Source organism: Petrotoga olearia DSM 13574 (genome assembly GCF_002895525.1).
GTDB lineage: Bacteria > Thermotogota > Thermotogae > Petrotogales > Petrotogaceae > Petrotoga > Petrotoga olearia.
Genome location: NZ_AZRL01000003.1, coordinates 46,491 through 70,231, shown reverse-complemented (window position 1 = coordinate 70,231; position 23,741 = coordinate 46,491). Strand labels below are relative to the sequence as shown.

General features: G+C 33.7%; 25 protein-coding genes, 2 tRNA genes and 1 pseudogene. 11 read left to right on the top strand and 17 right to left on the bottom strand.

The features are described 5' to 3' along the window. Positions 1–199 precede the first annotated feature (199 nt). From mreB to X929_RS00725, 7 genes are read left to right on the top strand one after another with little or no spacing between them, the layout of a single operon-like run. The gene (mreB, locus tag X929_RS00755; RefSeq protein ID WP_103066164.1) at positions 200–1,204 is read left to right on the top strand and encodes a rod shape-determining protein; all 1,005 of its coding nucleotides are present in this window, start codon (positions 200–202) and stop codon (positions 1,202–1,204) included. Between the two features lie 26 nt (positions 1,205–1,230). After that, positions 1,231–1,953, top strand: coding sequence for a flagellar hook-basal body protein (locus X929_RS00750; RefSeq protein WP_103066163.1), 723 nt, complete (start codon positions 1,231–1,233; stop codon positions 1,951–1,953). 45 nt (positions 1,954–1,998) lie between these two features. Beyond that, positions 1,999–2,784 (top strand): flagellar basal-body rod protein FlgG, encoded by a 786-nt coding sequence (gene flgG, locus X929_RS00745; protein ID WP_103066162.1) that lies wholly within the window; start codon positions 1,999–2,001, stop codon positions 2,782–2,784. 60 nt (positions 2,785–2,844) lie between these two features. Further along, positions 2,845–3,783, top strand: coding sequence for a flagellar basal body P-ring formation chaperone FlgA (flgA, locus tag X929_RS00740; RefSeq protein WP_166667789.1), 939 nt, complete (start codon positions 2,845–2,847; stop codon positions 3,781–3,783). Beyond that, a complete protein-coding gene (locus tag X929_RS00735) occupies positions 3,780–4,415 on the top strand; it encodes a flagellar basal body L-ring protein FlgH (RefSeq protein WP_103066160.1) in 636 nt (211 codons plus the stop codon). Before flgA ends, X929_RS00735 begins: the two co-directional genes overlap by 4 nt. A 12-nt stretch (positions 4,416–4,427) precedes the next feature. Next, the gene (locus X929_RS00730) at positions 4,428–5,414 is read left to right on the top strand and encodes a flagellar basal body P-ring protein FlgI (protein WP_103066159.1); all 987 of its coding nucleotides are present in this window, start codon (positions 4,428–4,430) and stop codon (positions 5,412–5,414) included. Beyond that, a complete protein-coding gene (locus X929_RS00725; RefSeq protein WP_103066158.1) occupies positions 5,415–5,696 on the top strand; it encodes a hypothetical protein in 282 nt (93 codons plus the stop codon). It begins immediately after the preceding gene. Here X929_RS00725 and X929_RS00720 read toward each other — a convergent pair. Further along, a complete protein-coding gene (locus X929_RS00720) occupies positions 5,671–6,450 on the bottom strand; it encodes a lipoate--protein ligase family protein (RefSeq protein WP_103066157.1) in 780 nt (259 codons plus the stop codon). The two genes, X929_RS00725 and X929_RS00720, sit on opposite strands and share 26 nt — an antisense overlap. Then, positions 6,447–7,124, bottom strand: a complete 678-nt coding sequence (rsmG, locus tag X929_RS00715; RefSeq protein WP_166667790.1) for a 16S rRNA (guanine(527)-N(7))-methyltransferase RsmG — start codon at positions 7,122–7,124, stop codon at positions 6,447–6,449. The genes X929_RS00720 and rsmG overlap by 4 nt, the downstream gene beginning before the upstream one ends. 60 nt (positions 7,125–7,184) lie before the next feature. Here rsmG and X929_RS00710 point away from each other — a divergent pair. Beyond that, positions 7,185–7,272 (top strand) — tRNA-Ser (locus X929_RS00710). A 49-nt stretch (positions 7,273–7,321) separates the two neighbouring features. Here X929_RS00710 and lepB read toward each other — a convergent pair. From lepB to ffh, 8 genes are all read right to left on the bottom strand, one after another. Continuing rightward, the gene (gene lepB / locus X929_RS00705; protein ID WP_103066321.1) at positions 7,322–8,287 is read right to left on the bottom strand and encodes a signal peptidase I; all 966 of its coding nucleotides are present in this window, start codon (positions 8,285–8,287) and stop codon (positions 7,322–7,324) included. 5 nt (positions 8,288–8,292) lie between these two features. After that, positions 8,293–8,652 carry a 50S ribosomal protein L19 gene (rplS, locus tag X929_RS00700; RefSeq protein WP_103066155.1) on the bottom strand — a complete coding sequence of 120 codons (360 nt, stop codon included), beginning with the start codon at positions 8,650–8,652 and terminating at the stop codon, positions 8,293–8,295. A gap of 171 nt (positions 8,653–8,823) precedes the next feature. Next, entirely contained in the window at positions 8,824–9,390 is a 567-nt protein-coding gene (locus tag X929_RS00695; RefSeq protein ID WP_103066154.1) for an RNA methyltransferase, read from the bottom strand. Further along, on the bottom strand, positions 9,383–10,174 hold the full coding sequence (trmD, locus tag X929_RS00690) for a tRNA (guanosine(37)-N1)-methyltransferase TrmD (RefSeq protein ID WP_103066153.1): 792 nt from the start codon (positions 10,172–10,174) through the stop codon (positions 9,383–9,385). Before trmD ends, X929_RS00695 begins: the two co-directional genes overlap by 8 nt. Next, complete coding sequence (gene rimM, locus X929_RS00685; RefSeq protein WP_103066152.1) at positions 10,152–10,718, bottom strand: ribosome maturation factor RimM; 567 nt, start codon at positions 10,716–10,718, stop codon at positions 10,152–10,154. The genes trmD and rimM overlap by 23 nt, the downstream gene beginning before the upstream one ends. Continuing rightward, a complete protein-coding gene (locus tag X929_RS00680) occupies positions 10,715–10,945 on the bottom strand; it encodes a KH domain-containing protein (protein WP_103066151.1) in 231 nt (76 codons plus the stop codon). The genes rimM and X929_RS00680 overlap by 4 nt, the downstream gene beginning before the upstream one ends. Beyond that, positions 10,942–11,277 (bottom strand): 30S ribosomal protein S16, encoded by a 336-nt coding sequence (rpsP, locus tag X929_RS00675; RefSeq protein WP_103066150.1) that lies wholly within the window; start codon positions 11,275–11,277, stop codon positions 10,942–10,944. The genes X929_RS00680 and rpsP overlap by 4 nt, the downstream gene beginning before the upstream one ends. Positions 11,278–11,315: 38 nt before the next feature. Next, the gene (gene ffh / locus X929_RS00670) at positions 11,316–12,635 is read right to left on the bottom strand and encodes a signal recognition particle protein (RefSeq protein ID WP_103066149.1); all 1,320 of its coding nucleotides are present in this window, start codon (positions 12,633–12,635) and stop codon (positions 11,316–11,318) included. A 281-nt stretch (positions 12,636–12,916) separates the two neighbouring features. Here ffh and X929_RS00665 point away from each other — a divergent pair. Beyond that, positions 12,917–12,992: transfer RNA gene (locus tag X929_RS00665), tRNA-Trp, on the top strand. 137 nt (positions 12,993–13,129) lie between these two features. On the opposite strand, the gene X929_RS00660 is transcribed toward X929_RS00665, so the two are convergent. From X929_RS00660 to X929_RS00650, 3 genes are all read right to left on the bottom strand, one after another. Further along, the gene (locus X929_RS00660; protein WP_103066148.1) at positions 13,130–14,077 is read right to left on the bottom strand and encodes a methylenetetrahydrofolate reductase; all 948 of its coding nucleotides are present in this window, start codon (positions 14,075–14,077) and stop codon (positions 13,130–13,132) included. A 182-nt stretch (positions 14,078–14,259) separates the two neighbouring features. Then, positions 14,260–16,920: a pyruvate, phosphate dikinase gene (gene ppdK, locus X929_RS00655; protein ID WP_103066147.1), complete on the bottom strand. Its 2,661-nt coding sequence runs from the start codon at positions 16,918–16,920 to the stop codon at positions 14,260–14,262. A gap of 144 nt (positions 16,921–17,064) precedes the next feature. After that, positions 17,065–18,234, bottom strand: a complete 1,170-nt coding sequence (locus X929_RS00650; RefSeq protein ID WP_103066146.1) for a metallophosphoesterase — start codon at positions 18,232–18,234, stop codon at positions 17,065–17,067. Positions 18,235–18,365: 131 nt separating this feature from the next. On the opposite strand from X929_RS00650, the pseudogene X929_RS00645 reads away from it, so the two are divergent. Then, a pseudogene (locus X929_RS00645) lies at positions 18,366–18,500 on the top strand (Fe-Mn family superoxide dismutase); the annotation flags it as partial. Positions 18,501–18,552: 52 nt separating this feature from the next. Here the strand turns inward: X929_RS00645 and X929_RS00640 are convergent. Next, positions 18,553–19,335, bottom strand: coding sequence for an ECF transporter S component (locus X929_RS00640; protein ID WP_103066145.1), 783 nt, complete (start codon positions 19,333–19,335; stop codon positions 18,553–18,555). 385 nt (positions 19,336–19,720) lie between these two features. Between X929_RS00640 and X929_RS00635 the strand changes: the two genes are divergently transcribed. Then, positions 19,721–20,914: a pyridoxal phosphate-dependent aminotransferase gene (locus tag X929_RS00635; protein ID WP_103066144.1), complete on the top strand. Its 1,194-nt coding sequence runs from the start codon at positions 19,721–19,723 to the stop codon at positions 20,912–20,914. Between the two features lie 48 nt (positions 20,915–20,962). Here X929_RS00635 and X929_RS00630 read toward each other — a convergent pair whose 3' ends face one another. The 3 genes from X929_RS00630 to X929_RS00620 are packed head-to-tail and all read right to left on the bottom strand — an operon-like array spanning position 20,963 to position 23,714. Next, positions 20,963–21,400, bottom strand: a complete 438-nt coding sequence (locus X929_RS00630; protein ID WP_103066143.1) for a hypothetical protein — start codon at positions 21,398–21,400, stop codon at positions 20,963–20,965. Next, complete coding sequence (locus tag X929_RS00625; RefSeq protein WP_103066142.1) at positions 21,397–22,791, bottom strand: DUF5693 family protein; 1,395 nt, start codon at positions 22,789–22,791, stop codon at positions 21,397–21,399. Before X929_RS00625 ends, X929_RS00630 begins: the two co-directional genes overlap by 4 nt. 11 nt (positions 22,792–22,802) lie before the next feature. Then, positions 22,803–23,714 carry an RluA family pseudouridine synthase gene (locus X929_RS00620; protein WP_103066141.1) on the bottom strand — a complete coding sequence of 304 codons (912 nt, stop codon included), beginning with the start codon at positions 23,712–23,714 and terminating at the stop codon, positions 22,803–22,805. Positions 23,715–23,741: the final 27 nt, after the last annotated feature.

Sequence of the window (23,741 nt, the reverse complement as noted above, 5' to 3'; positions counted from 1 at the left end):
GAAATAAAAAGATTTTCAAAAACAAGATTTTGATTTTAAAAGAGTCACAGGGCGGAGCCCTCCCCCAATCTGCTGGGTAAAGGGACCGCAGGTCCCTTCCTTAGATGGGCGGGCTGCGGGGCAAAGGGGAGCTAAAGCAGTAATGTAAGTATTTTTAAAATTTTAAAATCTCTATTAAGAAAAAAATAGGAGGTAAATTATGGCTAAATCTGATTTAGGAATAGATTTAGGGACTGCAACATTTGTTGTATACCAACGTGGTCAAGGTATAATCCTTGAAGAACCTTCCGTGGTAGCTATAGATAAAAGTAAAAAAAAGATGTTGGCAATAGGAAAAGAAGCAAAAGATATGGTTGGGAAAACTCCTAGTCAAATACAAATTGTTCGGCCCGTACAGGATGGGGTTATTACGGATCCCGGCATCATAGAAGAAGTATTGAGATATTTTGTTAAAAGTGCTAAATCCAAAGGTTTAAATATGTACAAACCGCGATTAATCATAGGGATACCGGCTTTAACTACCGACGTTGAAAGAAGGGCGGTTAAAGAGGCAGGGAGTAGAATTGGTGCTTCTAAAGTATTTCTTATAAGCGAACCCTTGGCTGCAGCTATAGGTAGTGGAATAGATATCACAGAACCTAACGGTCATATGGTAATCGATATAGGAGGAGGTACAACCGACTTAGCGATTTTGAGTTTAGGAGGTTGCGTTATAAGTGAAACGTTAAAAGTTGCAGGCGAAGCGATGGATCAAGAAATAATTAAATATACTAAAAGACGATATAAATTTTTGATCGGTGAAACTACCGCTGAAAGGTTGAAAATCGACATAGGCAAGGCTTATTCTCAAGAAGAAAATCTTGAAATGGAGGTTAAAGGACAGAATATCAAAACAGGGCTTCCTTCGAATTTAAAACTAACTTCGGATGATATTTTCTATGCGATCAAACCAATATTGAACGAAATAATAAATAAAATAAAAAATATTTTAGAAAAAACCCCTCCAGAATTAGCCGCGGATATAATGCAAAATGGACTTATAGTTGTTGGAGGGGCTGCAAGATTAAGGGGATTGGATAAATTAATATCGGAACAAACTGGTGTAAAAACGTACATTCCAGAAGATCCACACCTTACTTGTGCAAAAGGTACAGGAATTTTGTTGGAAGACATAGAATTATTAAACAAAGTACAAGTAAATTAGAACTATTCACCACAGGGGGAAATAAAATGAGAGGAATATACAATGCAACAGCTGGTATGCTCAACTCTTTTGCTGAACTGAATTCTATTTCTAACAATTTAGCTAATCTTAACACTGTTGGTTACAAAAAGGATTATAACCTATTTAAAAGTGTATACGAAAAAGAAATTAGATCATATCAAAACGTACAAGGAAAAGGGGAACCAATAGGGAACATTTATAGTTCAGTTGTTCTAGATGATGTAATTCCAAATCTCGAACAAGGATCTTTAATTGAAACAAATGGAAAGTTGGACTTTGCAATAGAAGGGGAAGGATTTTTTAAAATAGACAGAAACGGTAACTTTTTTTACACACGAAACGGTGAATTTTCTATTAGCCCTGAAAGTTACCTTGTCACCAAAAGCGGTGATTACGTGTTAGATGAAGAAAATAACCCTATATTTGTAAATACAGAAAATTTTTTTGTGGACGAAGAAGGTAATATATCAGGAACAAACGTAAGATTAAACGTCCTAAATATAGAGAACTTGGATAAATATGGTGAAAATTATTTCATGGGTGAAGAGATAGGGCAAGCAGGTAACTTTCGTTTGAGACAAGGTTATCTTGAAGGTTCAAACGTTGATGCTCTAAATGAAATGATTAAGATGATCGAAGCAAATAGAAAGTTTGACATACTACAAAAAGCAGTATCGACAGGGGATTCACTCAATGCAAAGCTTATTGAAATAACTTCAAACTTTTAACTCATTTAGATAATTATAAAGATTTTTAAATGGAGGGGGTAAATTATGTTAGTTTCGTTATATAATGCAGCAACTGGAATGAATGCCGAACAAAGAAAGTTAGATATCATTTCAAACAATCTAGCAAATGTGGATACAACGGGATATAAAAAGCAAAGAGCTGAATTTCAAGATTTGCTATATTCGACTGTAAAAGAAGCCGGTACCCCAACCGCTCAAGGATCAATTTTACCAACAGGTCTTTATGTTGGTCATGGCACACGGTTGGCTGCAACAACACGGATCTTCACGTTGGGAAACATAGAGCCAACAGACAATTCTACTGATATAGCAATCATGGGAGATGGATTTTTTCAAGTTCAGATGCAGGATGGAAGTATAGCCTATACTAGAGATGGTTCTTTTAAATTGGATGCCAACGGTAGACTTACTACCAGTGATGGATTGATGGTTATTCCTAATATAGTGATCCCTCAAAATGCTGTGGGAATAAACGTTTCTCCGGATGGAATAGTGAGTGTTTCTTTGGGAGATGGAACGATTCAAAATGTAGGAAATATCACTACTGTGAGATTTTTAAATCCTGGAGGGTTAAAACCCTTAGGAAATAACTTATATTCTGAAACGCCAGCTTCCGGTAATCCGACGGAAGGGATACCTGGTCAGGATGGATTTGGAGCTTTACAGCAAGGTTATTTAGAAAAATCCAACGTCGATGTTGTTAAAGAGATGGTGGACATGATTATTGCACAAAGAGCTTACGACATTAATTCTAAAACTATCACAACGGCTGATGAAATGTTGAGAACCGTTTCAAATGTTAAGAGATAAACCCTAATCTCCCTTGAACTTTTTTAATGGTATTAGTTAAATGACAGGGAGTTGATGCTTTTGATACGATTAATTAAAATTATATTTTTTTCTGTGATGTTGTTGGTATCATCAATTGTTTTCTCAAAAATGGTTTTTACTATTCCCCCTATTATAGTCAGTGAAGATAGAATTTTTTCTCTTAAAGATATCTTTCCTGAGACGAAGTCAGATAGGACTATTTCTTATATAGTTAACGATAAGATAATTTATTCTGAAAAAGAGCTTTCTAAAATTTTGTACGGTTTAATGAGTAGTTATTACAGTGATTTTGATCTTGTTTTTGAAGAAAGTACGGTTACGGTTGTATACAAAAACGAAAATCAACACATAGATGTTCATTACATTGAGTTAGAAAATTTCTTACAACAAAAGATAAAAGAGTACGACAATTCTTTGACTGTGAATAGTATTGATTTAAAGGTTCTCCCTGAAAAGGTTTTATCGGCGGAAGTAATAAGGATCTTTCAAAGCTACGATAAGTTGTATGTAAATTTGAATATAAAAGATGATAAAAACAATCAAAAGACACTTACAGTTATTGCTAATGTATCGAAATATGAAAAAGTACTTGTATATTCCAAAGATTTAACTAGGGGAACCATTTTGAATGAAGAGTTAACAGAACCAGCCACTAAAAACGTTTTATCTATCAACAATAAACCTGTAGATTTAGAATTGATAAGATCCGGAAGTTATGAATTAACGAAAGATGTAAAAAAAGGTGAAATAGTAGATTCAATTTATTTAAGACGTATACCTGATGTGAAAGCAGGGGACATTGTAACGGTTTTGGTAGAATTTGAGGGCATAACGGTTTCTACTTTGGCAAGGGCTATGGCAAATGCTAATTTTGGAGATACTTTGAGCGTTAGAAATGTTGAAAGTGGAAATATTATAACTGGTAAATTGAAGGAAGGCCCTATACTTATGGTTAGTTTAGGAGGTTCGCAAAAATGACTGATATAAAGTTTTCAAAAGTTTTTATTATTTTCTTAATTTTTCTAGTTTCAACTAGCCTTGGTTTCTCTGAATCATTATGGAATAAAAGCGATGAACAAGGTAACTCTATTTACAACTATAACCAGGATTTTGGAGTAGGAGATGTTGTAACGATTGTAGTTTCCGAAAATCCTTCCCTCACTTTATCTGAAAATATGCCTGATTACAAAAAAGCGTCTGTTGGTACGATTAACTCAGTAGTAAATAATATAGGAGGGGTAGATTTATCTAATTTTTTACCTATTGGGGCTGGAGATCCAACGCAGGTTAGTGTACAAAACAATCAAAAAAGTTCTTCTTCTTCTGCAGAGGTTCAATTATTTGTATCTGGTATAATTCAAGAAAAAGATCAAAATGGACTTTTAAAAATTAGAGGAGAAAAGGAAATTAAAGTGGGGAATAACAGGAATACTATGATTGTTGAAGGTTATGTTTCTCCCAAAAACATAGCAAAAGACGGAACTATTTTTTCTTCTAGTTTAGCTAATGCAAAGATTTGGTACGATGGAGATATAGTTTTCCAACAGGATCCTAACGAACCGTCATGGTTAACTTCTATACTTTCAGGAATAGCAAATATATTTTTTTAGAAGGGAGTCAAAATGAGAAAAAATTTATTTGTCACCTTTTTATTAATTTTAATTATAAGTGGTTATGCCTTTGCTGGAGTTAGAGTAAAAGATATCTCGAATTTCAGAGGTGCAAGGGACAATCAATTATTTGGAATCGGTTTAGTTACAGGTTTAGATGGTACAGGAGATTCGGGGGATGTACCCTCTGAGATGATAAATAATATGCTGACCAACTTTAACATCAATCTTACCTCTTATGTTGAAACAGAAAATACCGCCCTTGTTATGGTTTTCGCTGATATACCATCTTTTTACAAGGAAGGTATGAGGTTAGACGTTACTGTAGCTGCTATAGGTGATTCTGATTCAATTGAAAATGGAGTCTTAATGCAAACGCCTCTTTATGGTGCTGATAATAGAGTTTATGCTGTTGCACAAGGTAATGTTTTAACTGGTGGAGCCAATGTCCGTTCATCATCTAACCTACAACAAAGATATAAAGCAGTCGGTTATATCCCTGAAGGGGCTATTATAGAGAGAGAAATTCCTGCTCGGATTGTAGATGAAGACACTGTGACTATCAACTTGAAACAACCAGATTTTACAACATCGGCGAGGGTTGCTAACGCAATAAATTCAACTTTTTCATTAAAAATCGCCAAAGCCCTTGATCCATCTTCAATTAAGGTAGAAGTTCCAAAATATTTTGAAGATGATATAATATCTTTTTTAGCTTTAATTGAAGAGATAGAGATTACTCCCGATGTAAAAGCCAAGATAGTGATCAATGAAAAAACTGGAACGATAGTTCTTGGAGGAGATGTCGGAATAGCTGATTTCACTGTTAGTTATGGTAACTTCAGTGTAAGTGTTGAAAACGGGAAAATAAGTGGGAAACCAGCAACGGTTGCGAATTTGATTACAGCTTTAAAAACGGCAGGAGCAACTCCTCAAGATATAATTGCAATTATTCAAAGCGCTAAAGCTTACATATATGCTGACTTGGTGGTGATGTAAATGGCTAACGTAATTGGACCAGCATTTAATGTATCAGGTATAAATTATAATGAAATAGGCGTGAGAGAGGCAACTGAAGCCTTTGTGTCAGATATCTTTGCAAAGATACTGAACTCTGCCCAAGATGATAAATTGTTTAAAGAAGATAAATTAATTCCGGAATCAAATACAGAAAAGTGGATTAAAGAATGGATAAATGTTGAATATGCTAATTTATTGACTCAACAAAGCTTAAAACCCTTGGTTAATCAAATTGTTAGTTCATTTCCTCCAGAACGGTAAAATCATTTTTCATTTTTTGTGCAAGAATTATTTCCTCTTGTTCTAAAACACCTTCTGATATTTCTTCTTTGAAAACCGACTTAAAACCTATTTCAAAAGCTTTGACAATCTCCATCTTTGAAATAGGTTTTTTAAAAATTGTTTCTAAATCGATGGTTGAACTAATTAAATGCTGTTTTATCCAATCAGTATGAGAGTATTTAAAAGAGTTAATGTAGGTTTCATAGTCATGCTTAATTGGAATTGAACCATGTTGAAGAATGAAATTTGCCGTTCTGTATTGTGCGCTTCCAATTAGTTTCTTTCCATTAACTTTCACTTCATAAAATGAGGGTGCATCATAGCAAAGATCCTTAGTTACACCTTCTTTTTTTGAACTTTCAAGATCCGCTTCAATTCCTAATTCGTGTAGTGATCTTACCAGCGCTTGAGAGATTTTCAAGTAGCTTGCAAGTAGATTATTTGGTAAGTTTTCGTTGTTAATAAAGGTTGAAAAAGAATAGGTTATTTCATTATTGTGTAAAACCGCTCTCCCACCTGAGGGCCTTCTTACAACAGAGATATTGTTACTATTTATAAACTCCCAGTTTAGGTTGTCTGTTTTTTGATGTTTGCCAAGGGATAAGGTGGGGTCTTTCCATTGGTATATCCTTAATGTGGAAATTTTTCTTATTGCACTGAGTTTGGCTATTGATATGTCTAATGCCATATTCATCCAGCCTTCATAAGGCTTATCAACAATAATTTTGATCATTTGGTTTCTCCTAAAGGGAATTTTTTTGGAATACCTACTTGCCTTGGATATTTTTGAGGTGTAGTTCCAATTTTTTTAAAAAGTATCATATACCTTTTCTTCTTATCTTCTCCAATTTCGTATTCAATTTCTTTGAACTCTGCAATATTTAGCTTTTTCAGCACGTTTCGTGTATATTCCATCTCATTTTTGAAATAAGATGGGCCTTTGAATAGGGATATAAAGCTATTTACTTTCACTAGGGGGGCCAAATATTCTAATGCGATATCACTTCTGGCTAACGCTTTGCATGTGGCAAAGTCAAAAAATTCTCTATGGGTTTTAGCAAAATCTTCCGCTCTTTCACAGAACAAATAAACGTTAGTTAATTTTAACTCTCTTATAAAAATTTTCAAAGCTTGAATCTTTTTTGATACGCTATCTACTAGGTAAAATTCTTTTTCCGGGAAGTATATAGCCCAAGCTAGGCCAGGTATACCTCCTCCGGTTCCTATGTCTACGATCTTTTTTGAGATTAAAAAGCTGTTCTCTGATTCAATAGGAATTATACTGTCTAAAATAAGGTTTTCATAGGCATCTTTTTTGTTTTGATATGCGGTCAAATTAACCGGGTAGTTAACTAACATATTGATATATTTATTAATTTTTTTAGCCTTTTCATCTGAAGCTTTCATTGACAAAACGCTCCTTATATGGTATAATTCCTTTGGATTGGACATTTCGTTCGTATTGGTGGAGACGTAGCCTAATTGGCTAAGGCGTCGGTCTTGAAAACCGATGGGGTTACACCCCGTGTGGGTTCGAGTCCCACCGTCTCCGCCATTTTTAAACTTAAAAAACCGCCAGAAGGCGGTTTTTTTGATAAGGTTAGCTATATCTTTCCAAACCTGTCAAATGGATAAATTCTTAAAAAAGTTGTTCCAATAACGTTTTCAATAGGAACAAATCCAAAAAAACGGCTATCTTGACTTTCCAATGTATTATCACCCATGAAGAAATAGTATCCTTCTGGAATTTTCACATTAACAAGACCTTCTTCATCTTTATATATTAAAGTAGGTAAATCCAATTTTGAAAGCTCGCTTTCATAAAAGTCAGTAAACAAAAGTGTGTCTCTCATTTGTTTGTACCATTCAATAGTTGGTTTGGCTGGTATCAACCTACCTGTAAAGTTATCAATATACATGAAAAATAAATCGGACGTGGCAATTTGGTAACTGTATTTCTCCGGATAAGCTATATAATCAAAAAATTTAGGATCTTCAAATATTGCATCTCTTAAATAGTAAATATTTTCAAATTCAGGAAGTATTTCACCATTTATTTCTAATCTTGAAACCTTATTTTTTATCTCGGGTGGGATGTAATCTATACTTTCGTAATAATTAATGATAGAATTCAGCCAATTGGGAATATTTTGGATTTCATCATTTTTAATGTCTTCCCAGAAGGTTTCTCCAACCGGTACCAATCTCAAGGTATCGCCTGGTTTACCAACTAATCTCTTCACATATTTTACATGGCCTTCAAATTTTGCTGGAGCAAAAAAATCCATAAACCTATCAAAGGCACGTAACTGCTGTTGCGCCCTAATGTCCACGAATGGTGTCCAAAAAACAACTATCGAGCCTCTATTTGGTTCAGCAAATTCATACGTAACTTTTTCTACAAATAACCTGTCGTATACCTGGATAGTTGGAACCATGGAAGGGGTGGGAACCATCATTGTCTCAAACACGTACAATCTGATAATGGTTCCGAATATCAGTGCATATATTATAGCATAAATCCAATCCAAGGTCTCATCTTTAATTTTCTTCTTAGTAGCCTCTTTCAAAAGGCTCAATCCTTCCTCTCTTTAATCTTTATCTTCCCTTTAACATCTCTGAGGTAATAAAGTTTAGCCCTTCTAACTTTCCCTTTCTTCAAGACTTCTACGCTGCTTATAGATGGAGAATGAAAGGGAAAGATTCTTTCAACACCTACTCTATCTGCTCCTATTTTCCTAACAGTGAAAGAACGTCCAAGGCCAGCACCCCTTATTTTTATTACTATTCCTTCAAAAGGTTGGATTCTTTCTCTTTTTCTTTGGCCTTCTCCTTCCACAACTTTTACGTTGACTCTTACAGTATCTCCCGGTCTAATTTCAGGAATTTCTTCTTTTTTATAATTTGTTTCTACAGAATTTATGATTTTATCCATATTTTAAAACCTCCCAAATATTATTTTTCAACTTTCTTTAGAAACTCTAAAACTAAACATTAAGGGGTAAACCCCTTAAGAACCCCAATTCCAAAATCAAAGTTTGTTGTAAAAAAATTCTTTTGCACAAAGCTGCAAAACCACAATCTCTCCAACAGAAGAGTCTAGAAATCAAACAATTTCACCTATTAATCTATCAAGGGTTATTGCAACAGCTGCTCTGACAGAAAGATGATTGAACTCTCCCTTAGCTCTAATAGGTTCTAAATCGTAATCAGAAATTTCTCTAATTTCTTCTGGCATTCCCCAACCAGTCCCAAAAAGAATTAAAAATGGATGATCAGAATTTTTTATCTTAGCTTTTAAATCTTCAAAAGAAACTACATTATTTCTGGCTTTAGCAGAAGTAAAAACTATCTTTGGACGTTTGCCTTCCTGCTTTTCTATTTCTTCGATAACATCCTCCAAATAATTTTTTATTTTAAATATTTCAAGTGCTTCTTTTCTGTTGGGATTAAATTCTCCTCCGTATCCGTTGATCCAGTAATCTAAAACCTTTTCTACAATCTTTCGTTGAGCAGGTAAATTGGTTACTAAGAAATAGTTTTTTACGTTATAAGTTCTGCAGGTTCTTGAAATATCATGAACATCAAAATTTGTAACGGCTGTTGAAACAATACTACCGTCTTTTTTCAGGATAGGATAGTGAATTAAGGCTACATATAGTTTATCAAACATCATGGGACTCCTTAAGAATATTAGAGTTTTCGTTAAACATTTCTTGAATAAGAACTATTAAAACCTTTTTTTCTTCTTCACTTAATTCTTTTTTTATAAATAGGTCAGGCCTTTTTAATATTGTTTTTAACAAACTTTCTTTTTTTCTAAAGGTTTCAATACGTTCATGATTCCCACTTAACAGTATTTCTGGTACTTTCATTCCCCTAAAGTTCTGGGGTTTGGTGTAGTGTGAATGGTCTAAAAGCCCGTTATAAAAAGAGTCATTTTCCACACTTGTTTTTGAACCTATTACTCCGGGTAAAAATCTTAAAAGAGTTTCAATAATAACCATGGTAGGGATTTCACCGCCCGTTAAAACGTAATCTCCTATTGAAACTTCTTTGTCAACGATCTTTTTAACCCTTTCATCTATTCCTTCGTATCTTCCACAGAAAAAAACTAATTCCTCTTTTTTTGCTAATTCAAAAGCTAAATCGTTATTAAATACTTTGCCTTGTGGAGAAGGTAAAACTATATAAGGTTTATGGCTCTTAGAGAGTATGAACTCATCGTAAAAACGATAAAAAGGTTCTGCCAACATAACCATGCCATTTTGTCCGCCATATCCCGGTTTGTCAGTAATTTTATGTTTATCAGTTGTGTAATCTCTTAAGTTGAAAATATCTATTTCAACTAATTCTTTTTCTATAGCCTTTTTGATTACTCCGTAGTTTTTAAGAATATCAAACATACCAGGAAAAATAGTTAAAACACTGATTTTAATCCGTTTCGTTTGTTCCATTTTCGTACCACTCTATTTTTTTTACTATAATACTTTTATTTTCTTTTTTTAATTCGACAATGTAATGTTCAGTCATTGGTATGAGAACTTCTTTATCTTCTTCTAGATTTTTTATGGAAATTACATCGTTTGCACCGGTTTGAATTATTTCTTCCACTTTTCCAACGTATTCCCCATTTTCATAATAAACATCAGAACTTAGAATCTCATACCAATAATATTCGTCACTTTTAAGAGGGGGAAGATCTTTCTTATCGATAAAAACTTCATATCCGATCATTTTTTTAGCTTCGTCCATATTGACTATTCCTCGTAAGTTCAAAACAAAAAATCTGTTTAATGGTTTGACTTGTAATACTTTAGTGAAGAAAAAATTTCTGGTTGAGGTATTGTACAAAAGAACTTCTTCTAAGTTTGTTATTACACTTTTTATATTGGTAAAAGGTACTACTTTTACCTCTCCATGTACTCCATGGCTATTAACGATTTTTGCCACGGAGATTTTGTTGTCCAAAAGATTGGATAAACTGTTCAATTCACTCACCTAATTACTTTTAGAATAAATTTCTTGTCAGGGTCTTTTTTCGCAGCATTTAAAAGAATGTTTATAGATTTAATAGTTCTTCCGTCTTTTCCAATTATTTGCCCTACATCTTCAGAGTTGGCATATATTTCAAATATTACGTTTTTTTCTTCGTTTGACTCCACGATCTTTATTTCATCTGGATGTTTAACTATGTTGTTCAAAATGTCTAAAAGAAGAGTCTTCATTCTTTAACTTCTTCTCCTTCCGGTTCTACTATTTTTTCGGATTCTTTGACATCATTTTCTCTTCTGGCTCGAAATTTTATTTCGTCATATCTTTTCATAACACCCATTTTTCTAAGAATTCTTCTAGCAGTGTCTGTGGGTTGAGCACCCTTCAATAACCAATCTAAAGCCTTATCTTCGTCCACTTTATACTGGTTTGAGTTATTTAGTGGATCATAGTATCCGATTGATTCTATATATTTTCCGCTTCTTTTATTTCTGGAATCTACGATAACTATTCTATAAAACGGTTGATGTCTCCTTCCCATCCTGTTCAATCTGATTTTTACCATTAACACACCTCCACATATTTTTATTTATTATTGGTATTTTAAAAAGGTAGATTATTCATGAGCTTTCTGCCTTTAAATTTTTTCATTTGCTTCATAGTTTTTTTCAACTGTTCATATGATTTCAAAAGTCTATTGATATCTTGAAGAGTTGTTCCACTTCCCTTGGCTATTCGCTGCTTTCTTGAATAAGTTAGTATTCTTGTATTTTTACGTTCTTTTTCTGTCATTGAATTTATTATTGCTTCGAATTTTTTTAATTCTTGCTCACCTTTGGTTACATCCACCTGATCTTTTGGTACGCCAGGAACCATTTCTAAAAGATTGCTGAGAGGTCCTAATTTTCTTATTTGTCGAATTTGCTCGAGAAAATCTTTTAAATCGAATTTCCCCTCCATAAACCTTTCCGCATCTTCTTCTGCTTTCTTTTTATCTATGTCTTTTTCTACCTTCTCTATGAAGGAAAGTACATCTCCCATTCCTAAAATTCTTCCAACATATCTATCTGGGTAAAACTCTTCCAAATCATCTATCTTCTCACCAACACCAACTAACTTGACAGGTTTTCCCGTAATGTACCTAATAGAAATGATGACTCCACCTCGAGAATCACCATCGAGTTTTGAAACAACAAAGCCAGAGAGATCCAACTTATCGTTAAATTCTTTTGCTGAATTAACTGCGTCTTGACCGACCATTGAATCCACGACCATTAAAATCTCATCTGGATTGATTAACTTTTTTATCTTATCTAACTCCTCCATCATCTTTTCATCAATGTGCAAACGACCTGCGGTATCAACAATAACAATATCATGTAAAAGCTTTTCCGCATGTTTCTTACTTTCTTCTACAATTTTCAAAGCGTCTATTCTATCTCCTGTAAAGACAGGAATACCGATGTCTTCTCCCAATTGCACGAGTTGATCGATAGCCGCTGGCCTGTAAGTATCAGCGGCAACTAACAGAGGATTCTTCCCTTTTTTCTTATAAAAATTTGCTAATTTAGCCGCGGTCGTTGTTTTACCGCTTCCTTGTAAACCTGTGAGCATAATAAAACCAGGATTATGAGAAATGGTTATTTTGCTGTTTTCTTTGCCACCCATCAATTCAATTAAATCATCTCGAACTATTCTTATAAACTCTTGATCAGGAGTTAAACTTTCAAGAACCTTAGATCCAACGGCTTCTTCCTTAACCCTATCGACCAATTCCTTTACCACTTTATAATGTACATCCGCTTCCAAAAGAGAAAGTTTTACTTCTCTAACAGCATCTTTTATATTTTTTTCGGTTAACTTGCCTTTACCTGACAGGTTCTTGAAGACTCCTGTCAGTTTTTTTTGTAAGTTTTCAAACATTATTTGCTCACCCCAATACTTAAATAATCCTTCCTTAGTATACTATAAAAAGAAAGAAATTTGGTAAAAAGTATGCAAAAAGTAGAAGACGAGGTATAATTTAAAGTTACTATTACATTAAATATTTTATAATATAAATAGAAGGACTCATTTTTTAATATATGTATTGTACTTCTCTATTTATAAGCTTATCACATTATTGTTAACAAATCAATTCACTCTAATTTAAAGAAAAAAACACTTGATAGATCGCTAATTTTGTGTTATAATAATGCAGTAATACGCCTGTAGCTCAACTGGCAGAGCGGCGGTCTCCAAAACCGCAGGTTGGGGGTTCGATTCCCTCCGGGCGTGCCATTTTTTATCTCTTCTCCAAAATAAAAAATGAAAGATTCTCTTTGAAACTTTAAAAATAGCGCCCCTTTGCCCCGCTGCCCACCCATAAAGATGAAAGAATTTCAGCCCCTTCGCCCAGCTCCCCACCCATAAAAATTCTAAAAAATTCCATTAAATGCATTTAATATGTCTTTAACTATTTTTCCTTTCCCCATTGTAAAAATATGTATTCCTGGTACTCCCAATTCTAAAAGTTGTTCAATCAATTTTATTCCGTATTTTACCCCTATTATATATTCATCTTGAGAAGATTTTGCGTCTTCAAACTCTTCAACGATGGCTTTGGGTATATTAACATGAAAATTTTTGGGGATGTTGTATAATGATTTTTTACTTCCCAATGGTTTGATGCCTGGAATTATTGGAACTTCAATACCTAGTTCTCGCACTTTATTAACGAAGTTTTTATAATACTCTATGTCAAAAAACATTTGAGTTATGATGAATTCGGCTCCCATATCAACCTTTAATTTTAAATAGTCTAAATCTTTTTCCAAGTTTGGGGATTCAAAATGTTTTTCTGGGTATCCTGCAACCCCCACGCAAAAATTTGTGGGATTATGTTCTTTTGTGGGGCAAGTATATATCCCTTTGTTCATATTTGTTACCTGTTCAACTAATTGAGTTGCATGTTCGTATTCATCTGTTTCTTTCCATGTGTATCTTTTCTTATCCCCTCTTACGACGAATATGTTTTCTATTCTTAGATAATTTAGGTCTATTAGAATGTCTTCTATTTGGTATTTATTAAAGCCTGTACATATTAGATGAGGAACTACTTCGATATCATACCTATGCTTTATTGAAGCACTTACCCCAACGGTTCCAGGTCTCTTCTTTTTGATGATTTTTATAATTTCCCCGTTTTCTTCAACATATTCAATTTCGTTGGCATGCTTAGTAACATTGATAAATTTAGGAGAAAAGTCGATTAAATTATCCACCACATTAAATATTGGATCAATGCTTTCACCAACATTGGGTGGGATAATTTCGAAAGAAAGTATGGGTTTAATAGATTGTTTAATTAAATCTATTATTTTCATTATGGATCACCCCGGAAAAGATATAATAAAACATTTGTTCGATTTTAACATATTGGCAAGAAAGTGTCAACAGTTAATAAGCAGTATAACAAAAAGGGTGGAGAGATCTCCACCCTGTAACTATTATAAAATCAACATTTACTTTTAGAACTCTTATTATTGCTGATTTTCTTACCCATTGATTAATAATTAACTGTTTTACCTCTCTTATAATTTACCGCTGCTTGTGCAGCTGCTAATCTAGCGACTGGTACTCTGTATGGAGAACAGCTAACGTAGTCCAGCCCCACCAAGTGTGCAAACTCAATGGAATCAGGATCTCCACCGTGTTCTCCGCATATTCCTACCTTTAATTTTGGATTTGCGGATCTTCCACCATCCAAAGCAAGTTTTATTAATCTTCCAACGCCTTCTCTATCGATTTGTTGGAATGGGTCTTTTTCGTAGATACCTTTTTCAATATAATCTCCAATGAATTTTCCATAATCATCCCTTGAAAAACCTAAACCAAGTTGTGTAAGATCGTTGGTACCAAAGCTAAAGAAATCAGCCTCTGCACCAATTTGATCTGCAACGACGCAGGCTCTCGGGACTTCGATCATTGTTCCAATTTTGTATTCTAAGTCTACGTTGTTTTCTTTTATTAATTCGTCAGCGATCTGCTTGATAGATTCTTTAAGGATGGTAAGCTCTTTAACGTTTCCAACTACTGGAATCATTATTTCTGGCTGCACCTTTTTGCCTTCTTTTATTAAGTCTATAGCAGCCAAGATTATAGCTTTTGTTTGCATCTCTGCTATTTCTGGGTAAGTGATAGCTAATCTTACACCTCTATGACCCATCATTGGGTTGAATTCTTCTAAATCCTTAACTGTACTCCTTAATTCCTCTTCACTGATTCCAATAGTTTTTGCAACTTCTCTTATTTGTTCATCACTTTCTGGGACAAATTCATGAAGAGGTGGATCCAAAAGCCTTATTGTAACAGAAAATCCTTCCATTTCTTCAAATAAGCCTTTGAAATCTGACCTTTGATATGGCAGAAGTTGTTCTAAAGCTGCTCTTCTTTGTTCTTCAGTTTTTGAAACGATCATGGTTCTCATCTTGTTTATTCTTTCTGACCCAAAGAACATGTGTTCCGTTCTACATAATCCAATTCCTTGAGCGCCAAACTCTCTTGCGACTTTTGCATCTCTTGGAATATCTGCGTTAGCTCTAACCCCTAAAACTGAAACTTCATCCGCGTACTCAAGCAATACTGAAATATCACCTGCTAACCCTTCCGGTCTAACCGTTTTGACCTTTCCAGCGTAAACTTTTCCTTCATTTCCATCGATGGAAATCCAATCGCCTTCCTTTAATTCTACTCCATTAGATTTTATAACTTTATTTTTTAAATCGATGACTATATCTTCTGCTCCAACAACAGCTGTTTTACCCATTCCTCTAGCAACAACGGCAGCATGAGAAGTCATTCCTCCACGTGAAGTTAATATTCCTTCTGCAACGTTCATACCTCCAACATCTTCTGGGGATGTTTCGGGTCTAGCAAGAATTACTTTTTCACCATCTTTTGCCATCTTTTCGGCATCGTCTGCACTAAAAACAATCTTTCCCGTAGCCGCACCAGGAGATGCAGGTAATCCTTTCCCAATATATTGGGCATTTTTTAATTCTTCAGTATCGAAAATGGGATGTAATAACTTTTCTATATCTGAGGGTTTGACTCGCATCACTGCTTCTTCTTTGCTTATGAGACCTTCTTTTACCATATCTACAGCAATTTTAACAGCGGCAGCAGCGGTTCTCTTTCCGCTTCTTGTTTGAAGTAGATATAATTGTCCTCTTTCAACTGTAAATTCAATGTCTTGCATATCCCTAAAATGTGTTTCCAATTTATCCATAACCTCAAGTAATTGGTTATATACTTTAGGATTAATATTCTTCAACTCATCCAAACTTTTTGGAGTTCTTATACCAGCAACGACATCTTCACCTTGTGCGTTAGTAAGAAATTCACCGTAATATTTCTTTTCACCAGTGTTTGGATCTCGTGTGAAAGCAACACCTGTACCACTGTCTTCTCCCATGTTGCCAAAAACCATTGCAACTACATTAACAGCGGTTCCTAAAAGCCCTTGCTTATCCATTTCATTAATTTGTCTATACTTTATTGCCCTTGGATTGTTCCAACTTCCAAAAACCGCTTCAATAGATATCCAAAGCTGTTTCATAGGATCTTGAGGGAACTCTTTTCCTTCTTCCTTATACAATTTTTTGTATAATTCAACAACTTTTTTAAGATCATTTGCATCTAATTCTAAATCTTGTTTTACGCCTTTTTTGTTTTTTACTTCATTAAGAGCTTCTTCGAATTTTTCATGGGGTATACCTAGTGCAACATCCCCGAACATTTGTATAAATCTTCGGTAAGAATCCCAAGCAAATCTTTCATTGTTAGTTAACTTGGCTAATCCCTCGACGGATTCATCGTTAAGGCCTAAATTCAATATGGTATCCATCATTCCGGGCATAGAAATGGCGGCACCAGACCTTACTGAGACCAAAAGAGGATTTTTGTTGTCGCCGAATTTTTTGCTTGTAACATTTTCAAGCTCCCTCATGGCTTCTTCAACAGTTGGTGCAAGATCTTCTGGGAATTTTCTGTTGTTATCCCAGTAATATTTACATACTTCTGTTGAAATAGTAAAACCTGGAGGTACAGGCAAGCCTAAAGATGCCATCTCTGCTAAATTAGCACCTTTTCCACCAAGAATGTCTTTCATTTTCGAGTTGCCTTCTACACGGTTTTTATTCCATACGTATACATACTTTTTTCCCATCTTTTTACCTCCTATTAGATTTTTTAAAATAACATAATTATAAAAAATTTATGTTGATTAAATCAACATCTTTTATTCAATTATATTCTAATTACTTTTTTTCTATTTCTCATTTAAGTAAAATCTAACATACAATTTTAATAATTAAAATGACTCTTCTCTTACTAATTTAAAATTCATAGGCTTGTTTGAATCGTCTATTAAAAGATAGGAAATCAACTTTTTTTTGATGAATTCATTTCTATTTATTCCAAAATTTCGATTTACCATGAATTTCCATGTACCCGTATTAATATAAACTTCTTTCGACCCTCCGTTTTTTATGACATTGAAAGAAGCTCTGTGGTTATGACCCATGACTATTCCCTTTATTTCCCCTTGGGCAAAAGAAATATCTTGATCATAAAACCCAATAAGATATTCTTTTGGTATATAAAAATTTTTGTTCAAAAGCTCTTCTGCATTCATTAAAAGAGAATTTGAATTTCTCATACTTCTGAAGAACATTCCTATCCTGACTATAGCTTCACCTAATTTCATGCCCCCTAAGTTATTTACAAATATATTGGATAGAATATTTACGCCCGGAAAGTTTATTTTCAACCATTTTTTCACCTGAGGAGTTTTAATTAGTTCTGTAAAAATTTCAATCCATTTGCTTTTTAAATTGTAGTTTAAATCATATTTTTCCTTTATAATATCCAGCCACTTGAAAACATCCAACTGAGGATAAATATTTTGATAATCTGAAAAAAGCTCTGGAGGTAGAATTTCCCCGGCAATTTTCCCAAAATTATAGTTCATGTATTTGTTCATGTACTCGGTAAAGGGTGGAATAAGGTTTCCATCTTTATCTTTGCTTAATCTGTTGACTATATCAAACTGATTACCGTGTATAACAAATAATCTTACATTTGGATCATAATAATAGGGTAAAATTTCACAATTTTCAAATGTTTCTTTGATTTTTTCTTTTATTTTTTGATTTAAAAGGATATAATAATCATGATTACCTGCAATATAATAAATTTTATATTTTTTTGAAAATTTTCGGAACTCTTCGATCAGCTTTTCATGGCTGGCAAATATTGCATCTATTAAAGACGGATCAAATTTTTCTGCATATTCAGAAGCTGTATCCATTATGAGACCATCATTGACTAAGTTAGATAACTCGAAAAAATCTCCAACGATAAATAATTCATTGTTTTCTTCTTCAAAATCATGCAGTAACTTGATTAGTCTGTTGTCGTATATAAAGTCATCGGATTCGTTACCTAAACCGATGTGTAAATCACTAAGAAAAACCTTCATTTGGAGTCCTCCAACAGATTTTTTCAGAATTCCGAAAGTAATTATAACACATACATTTTCCTCTTTTTATAAGATTTATTAAAAATATATGAATATCAAATTGGACTTGCATAATAATTAAAAGTATGGTTGTATTGGGTTTGGATGTTTGGGGACACGCTTATTATTTAAAATATCAAAATAGGAGACCTGAATACATACAAGCTTGGTGGAACATAGTTAATTGGGAAGAAGTTAACAAAAGATATGAAATGTTAATACGATAAATAACAGTCAAAGAAAAGGTCTCGGTTGCATATACAACCGAGATTTCTTATTTCACTTTTGAGAATTTTCAAAAAGTTTTGTTTTTTGTAAACCGAACAACACTATGTATGCAACGAGAATTCCTAGAGAAAATTGTAAAACATTCCAAGGTACCTCAAAAATAGGCATCACCCAATTACCAACTATAATTCTACCTGCAAAAAAATACCCTATAACCATCCATAGACCGGCTATCATACTTCCCATCAAATTACCTAGTCTGAAAAGTGTTGAACCCTTTCCTCTAAGGAACAACGAAATTAGTATTAAGGCTATTGGTATTGCTAAAAGAATAATGTTGATTAATCCCCTAGCGTTTAATAAAAAATTTTCTAACTCTTCTATATTTTCGTATCCTAATTCATTCATTAGATTGTTAGTCAAAGGAGATGTCGATAAATTCCCTATCAAGTTTTTTAAGAATAAAGAAAGAGTTAAAGAAAAAGCTAACCATATACCTATACTTGAGAGAAAGATAGTAAGTTCTTTTTTCCCTGAATATTTATTTCTATAACTATCAGAAACTAAACCAACTAAAGCCCCCATGATGGACTTTATAATCAGAGAAGGTATAGCCCAAAAAGCATAACCTCCAACCACATCTGCCAGAGCAGAACCTAGTCCTCCAGCTAAGGCTCCAACCTTGCTACCAAACAAAATTGCTGAGATGAATATCATGCTATCGCCTAGATGTACGTAACCCCTTGTGAAAGGCACAGGAACTTTTATAGCAAAGGTTAAAACGAAAACTAAGGCTATCATTATACCAGAAATTACAACATCTTTCGTCTTCAATATGAATCCCTCCTCTGAATAAGAAATCAAAAAAATGACTAAAAGCCGTATTTCTCCATTAATTATACAACATCACTTTTTTGATTACAACAGTTCAAATATATCTTTCATTAATAAGAAAATATTTTCTATGAAATTTTTTTCATTATTTGAATAATTGCCAATAAAAAGCTCTAATCATTTATAATCGTCTCTGGCGAGCTTTGACTTTTTAGTTTTATTAAATTATAATAAGTACTGTCCAAAAATAAATTGAAGCTTTATCCTTATGGTTGGAGAACAGGATCTAAGGGGACCACAGATCTCTTCCTAAAAAGGGTGGACTGCGGGGCGAAGGGAAGCAAGTTTCAGAAAATATTAAAAATGAGAATGAGGAGGGGAAGATATGAAAATATCTCAAAGAGTTTTAAATACACAATTTTCTCCTATTAGAAAGTTAGTTCCTTACGCAGAAAGGGCAAAGGAAAAAGGTAAAAAAGTTTACCTTTTAAACATAGGTCAACCAGATATTGAAACACCTAAGGCATTCTTCGAAGGGATAAAAAAGTATTCATCCAAAGTAGTTTATTACAGCCATTCTGCGGGTCTATTAGAGTTACGTGAGGCTTTTTCCTATTATTATAAGTTATGGGATATAGACTTTGATCCCCAAGAATTGCTTGTCACTACAGGGGGAAGCGAGGCAGCAATTTTCGCTTTGGCATCCGTCGCTGACCCGGGAGATGAAGTGATGGTTATAGAGCCTTTTTATGCTAATTATAAAGGTTTTGCAGAGATGTTAAATGTAAAACTTTGTCCGGTAAGAGCGGATCCAGAAACCGGTTATGCTGTCCCGAGTAAAAAAGAGTTCGAAAAGGCTTACAACGAAAAGGTAAGAGCAATAATCTTTTCAAATCCTTCAAATCCCACTGGAGCTGTGTACAGTTACGATGAAGTAAAAAGAATTGTTGACTTTGCAAAAGAAAAAGACTTATTCATAATATCGGATGAGGTATACAAAGAATTCACATTTGATGGGGCTAAACATGTATCCATAATGAATTTTGAAGACAAAGACAGATTCATTTTAATCGACAGCGTATCGAAAAGATACAGCGCTTGTGGTGCAAGAATAGGAGTTTTTGCTACTAAAAACAAGAAACTTTTAGAGCAAGTCATGAAATTTGCTCAATCCCGATTAGCTCCACCTTTAATGGCACAATTTGGTGTTTTAGGTATGCTCAGGGATTTGGGGAAAGATTATTATGAAGGAGTTGCTTTAGAGTATCAAAAAAGAAGGGATGCTGCATACGAAGAGATAAAAAAGATTGAAGGAGCCATTTGTAAAAAACCTCATGGTTCATTTTATCTCTCTGTTAAACTACCAATCGATGATTCTGAGGAGTTCATCAAGTGGATGCTTACCGATTTTGATGTGAATGGAGAAACTGTGATGGTTTCACCGTTGTCAGGCTTTTACGCCACACCTAACGCTGGTAAGCAAGAAATAAGAATCGCTTATGTATTAAGCAGCGAGGAGTTAAGAAAGGCTTGTAATATCCTAAAAGAAGCTGTGGAAGCATACAATAAGATAAAATAATTGTTAGATGATATCAAAGGCGCCGTGAATTGACACGGCGCCTTCGAGTCAATTTTTTGAATTTTTGTTGGTTGGTTCTTTAGCAGCTTTGGTGGATGAAGGTTTAACGTATTTTTTGTTTTCTGGCTTTTGCTTTGTGAAAAATATTGCCAAAGATAATCCAACAAGGTTGGCAATAAAAATAACGCTTAAAATCATTGAAGAGTATATAACGATAGACAAAGCAGAAAGCACACTAAGTAATATGATCGAAACCGTCATACCGTACTTTTTGTTAAATAGGAGCAAAAAATAAAAGAATATTAAAGCTGCAATCAAAGCGATGAATAAACCTATAAAAAGAAAGGTTAAAAAATCCGAAAAATTAAAATACTCAAAAAGCCTTTGGTTGGCACTTTCAAGATAAAACAAGTAGATGGAAAGTCCTGCTACCACAATACTTCCAATAATTGCTATGCTTCTTAAAAAAGCTTTCAAGTTATTCATTTTATCCCCTCCTCTGTGGTTGAAATGACTTCTCTAATATTTTCTTCTTGTTTTTGTGGCTTTTGATTTGAATGTGTAAACTTTCTATACAGGTTTTCTATCAGTATTATAACTAACAAAATCAAAAGAGAAACTAAAAAGCCGTTAATCGTTCGTAGAACGCTTAAATTCAAAGGTGTGTGTATATGTAAAAAAGTGTCAAGTATCGATACTGGTAATAGAGCCTTAAAAAAGTCCCATATAAATTTCCTTCCCGAAAGAGGAGTTATGTAATAAAACAAATACGAAATAAGTTCTTTTGTTCGGGGTCTGGCTATAAGGGCCCTCTCTAATGCATCCCTAGCCCTTCTTTCAAAATTTGTAACAAAAGCCCAATTTGAGCTTCTTACTATGTATATAACCCCAGCAAATGCAGCAAAAATAAGTAATAAAACATCTGACTTGTTAAATTTAAACTCTTTGATCTTCTTGAAGGATTCTACAATATTAAATTTACTAAATCTAAAACCGGTAAAATCCATAAACGCTTTTAACAGTACTAACAAAGGCAAAACTAAAAGTAGGACTTTGACCCCTCTAACGTTATTAAGCTTGAAGATAAATAAAGAGTTGTAAGCGCTCATATACACTAAAACTCCAAACAATAAAGCGTATCCAATTATTTTTAGAAGATTATTTTTAGAAATCCTAAAAAAGATGATGATTGAAAACAAAGTTGCTGCCAACGTGAAAGACCAATTGTATAAAAAGAAAAAAGCTAAAATATATAAGATAGAAAAAAGGGGTATATATACAAATAAATTCATTGTGATGAGCCCAAAACCTACCCATGGAACGACAACCGTGGGAGAATAGTACTTAATTGAATCGATTGTAACGGGGGTTCCTAAATCTTTTTGAACTAATTTTATTAGATCTGTGGTTCTTGGATGATCGGGAAATAAGAAGTATCTTATCTTTCTTTCTTTCAAAGCTCTATGAAATCTTTGGACTATCATTTGATCGTCAAATTTATCTATTTCTCCAGGTTTGATGTAATGAACATATCTCATATTAGTTAGAATATCTTTATCTAACTTATCTTTTATTTCCGTAAAATACTTATCAAAATCAGAAAATTCGATGACTAGTACGTAATCGTATCGATTTGATAATGCTCTTAAAAAAGATTGATCTTCTTCAAAACCTTGAGATTCAAAATCTTTTAATATGGCATAATTGTTATATACTATGAAATTGTAGCCATTCTCCTCTACAGAATTCAGTTGATCTTCTGTAGGCAATATAGAATAATTTTTAGAATTTTGATGATCAATATAAAAAGCATAAAAGAAGAAAATCAAAGAGCTGAATAAGGTAATAAAAATTATGGGCTTTCTTATTTTGTTCATTATAGATCCCCTCAATTCCTCTTTGTGCCTTTCTCCAATTTGTCCAATACAATTTGAAGATCTTCACTCAGCGGTGCAGAAAAATCGTAATGTTGATTATTATAATCAAAAGAAATCTTACTAGCATGAAGAAAAATTCTTTTTAAACCATAATTTTTTCTTAAAAGTTTGTTCCGCTTTTTATCTCCGTGATTATCATCCCCAGCAATGGGAAAACCTAAATCAGCGAATTGCACTCTTATTTGATGTTTTCTGCCTGTGTATAATTCAATCTCTACCAAAGAGTATATATCCCCAAATGAATCGAATTTTTTCTTAAGATCATATTTTAACTGGGCTGCTTTGCCATAAACGGTAGAAACTAATTCTCCGCTTTTTTTATTTAAATTCCCTACTAATAAAGTTAAATAATATTTTTTTGTTTCTCTACTTTTGATTAACTGCGTTAATTCACGAGCTGTTTGCTTATTTTTTGCTACAACCATCACCCCGGACGTTAATTTGTCTAAACGATGTACTAAGTGAGGCTCGAATTCACCTCGTGAGTAGTGCATTACTCCCTCGATTATCGTTGCCATTTCTTCTTTAGATCCAGGGTGTACAGAAACTTTAGCTGGTTTGTTGATAACCAGAAGATCTTTATCTTCATAGATTATATCAAAAGAGACTGGTCTTGCCTTTAAAGAAGGTTGAGCAGGTCTGGATAGTTCTTCTAATTTATCTTCATCCAGAATAATTTTGACGATATCTCCCATTTCTAAAATATAATTATTCTTTTTGACCCTCTTTTCATTGACTTTAACAAAACCTTTTCTTATTAAACTGTAAATAGCTCCCAACTTTATTTCGGGATAATTTTTTCTTATGAACGTGTCTAACCTAGAATAATAATTTTTTTCATTGACTGTTGTTTCTTTTTCCAACCTTAAATGAGCCTCCCTTAAATTAAC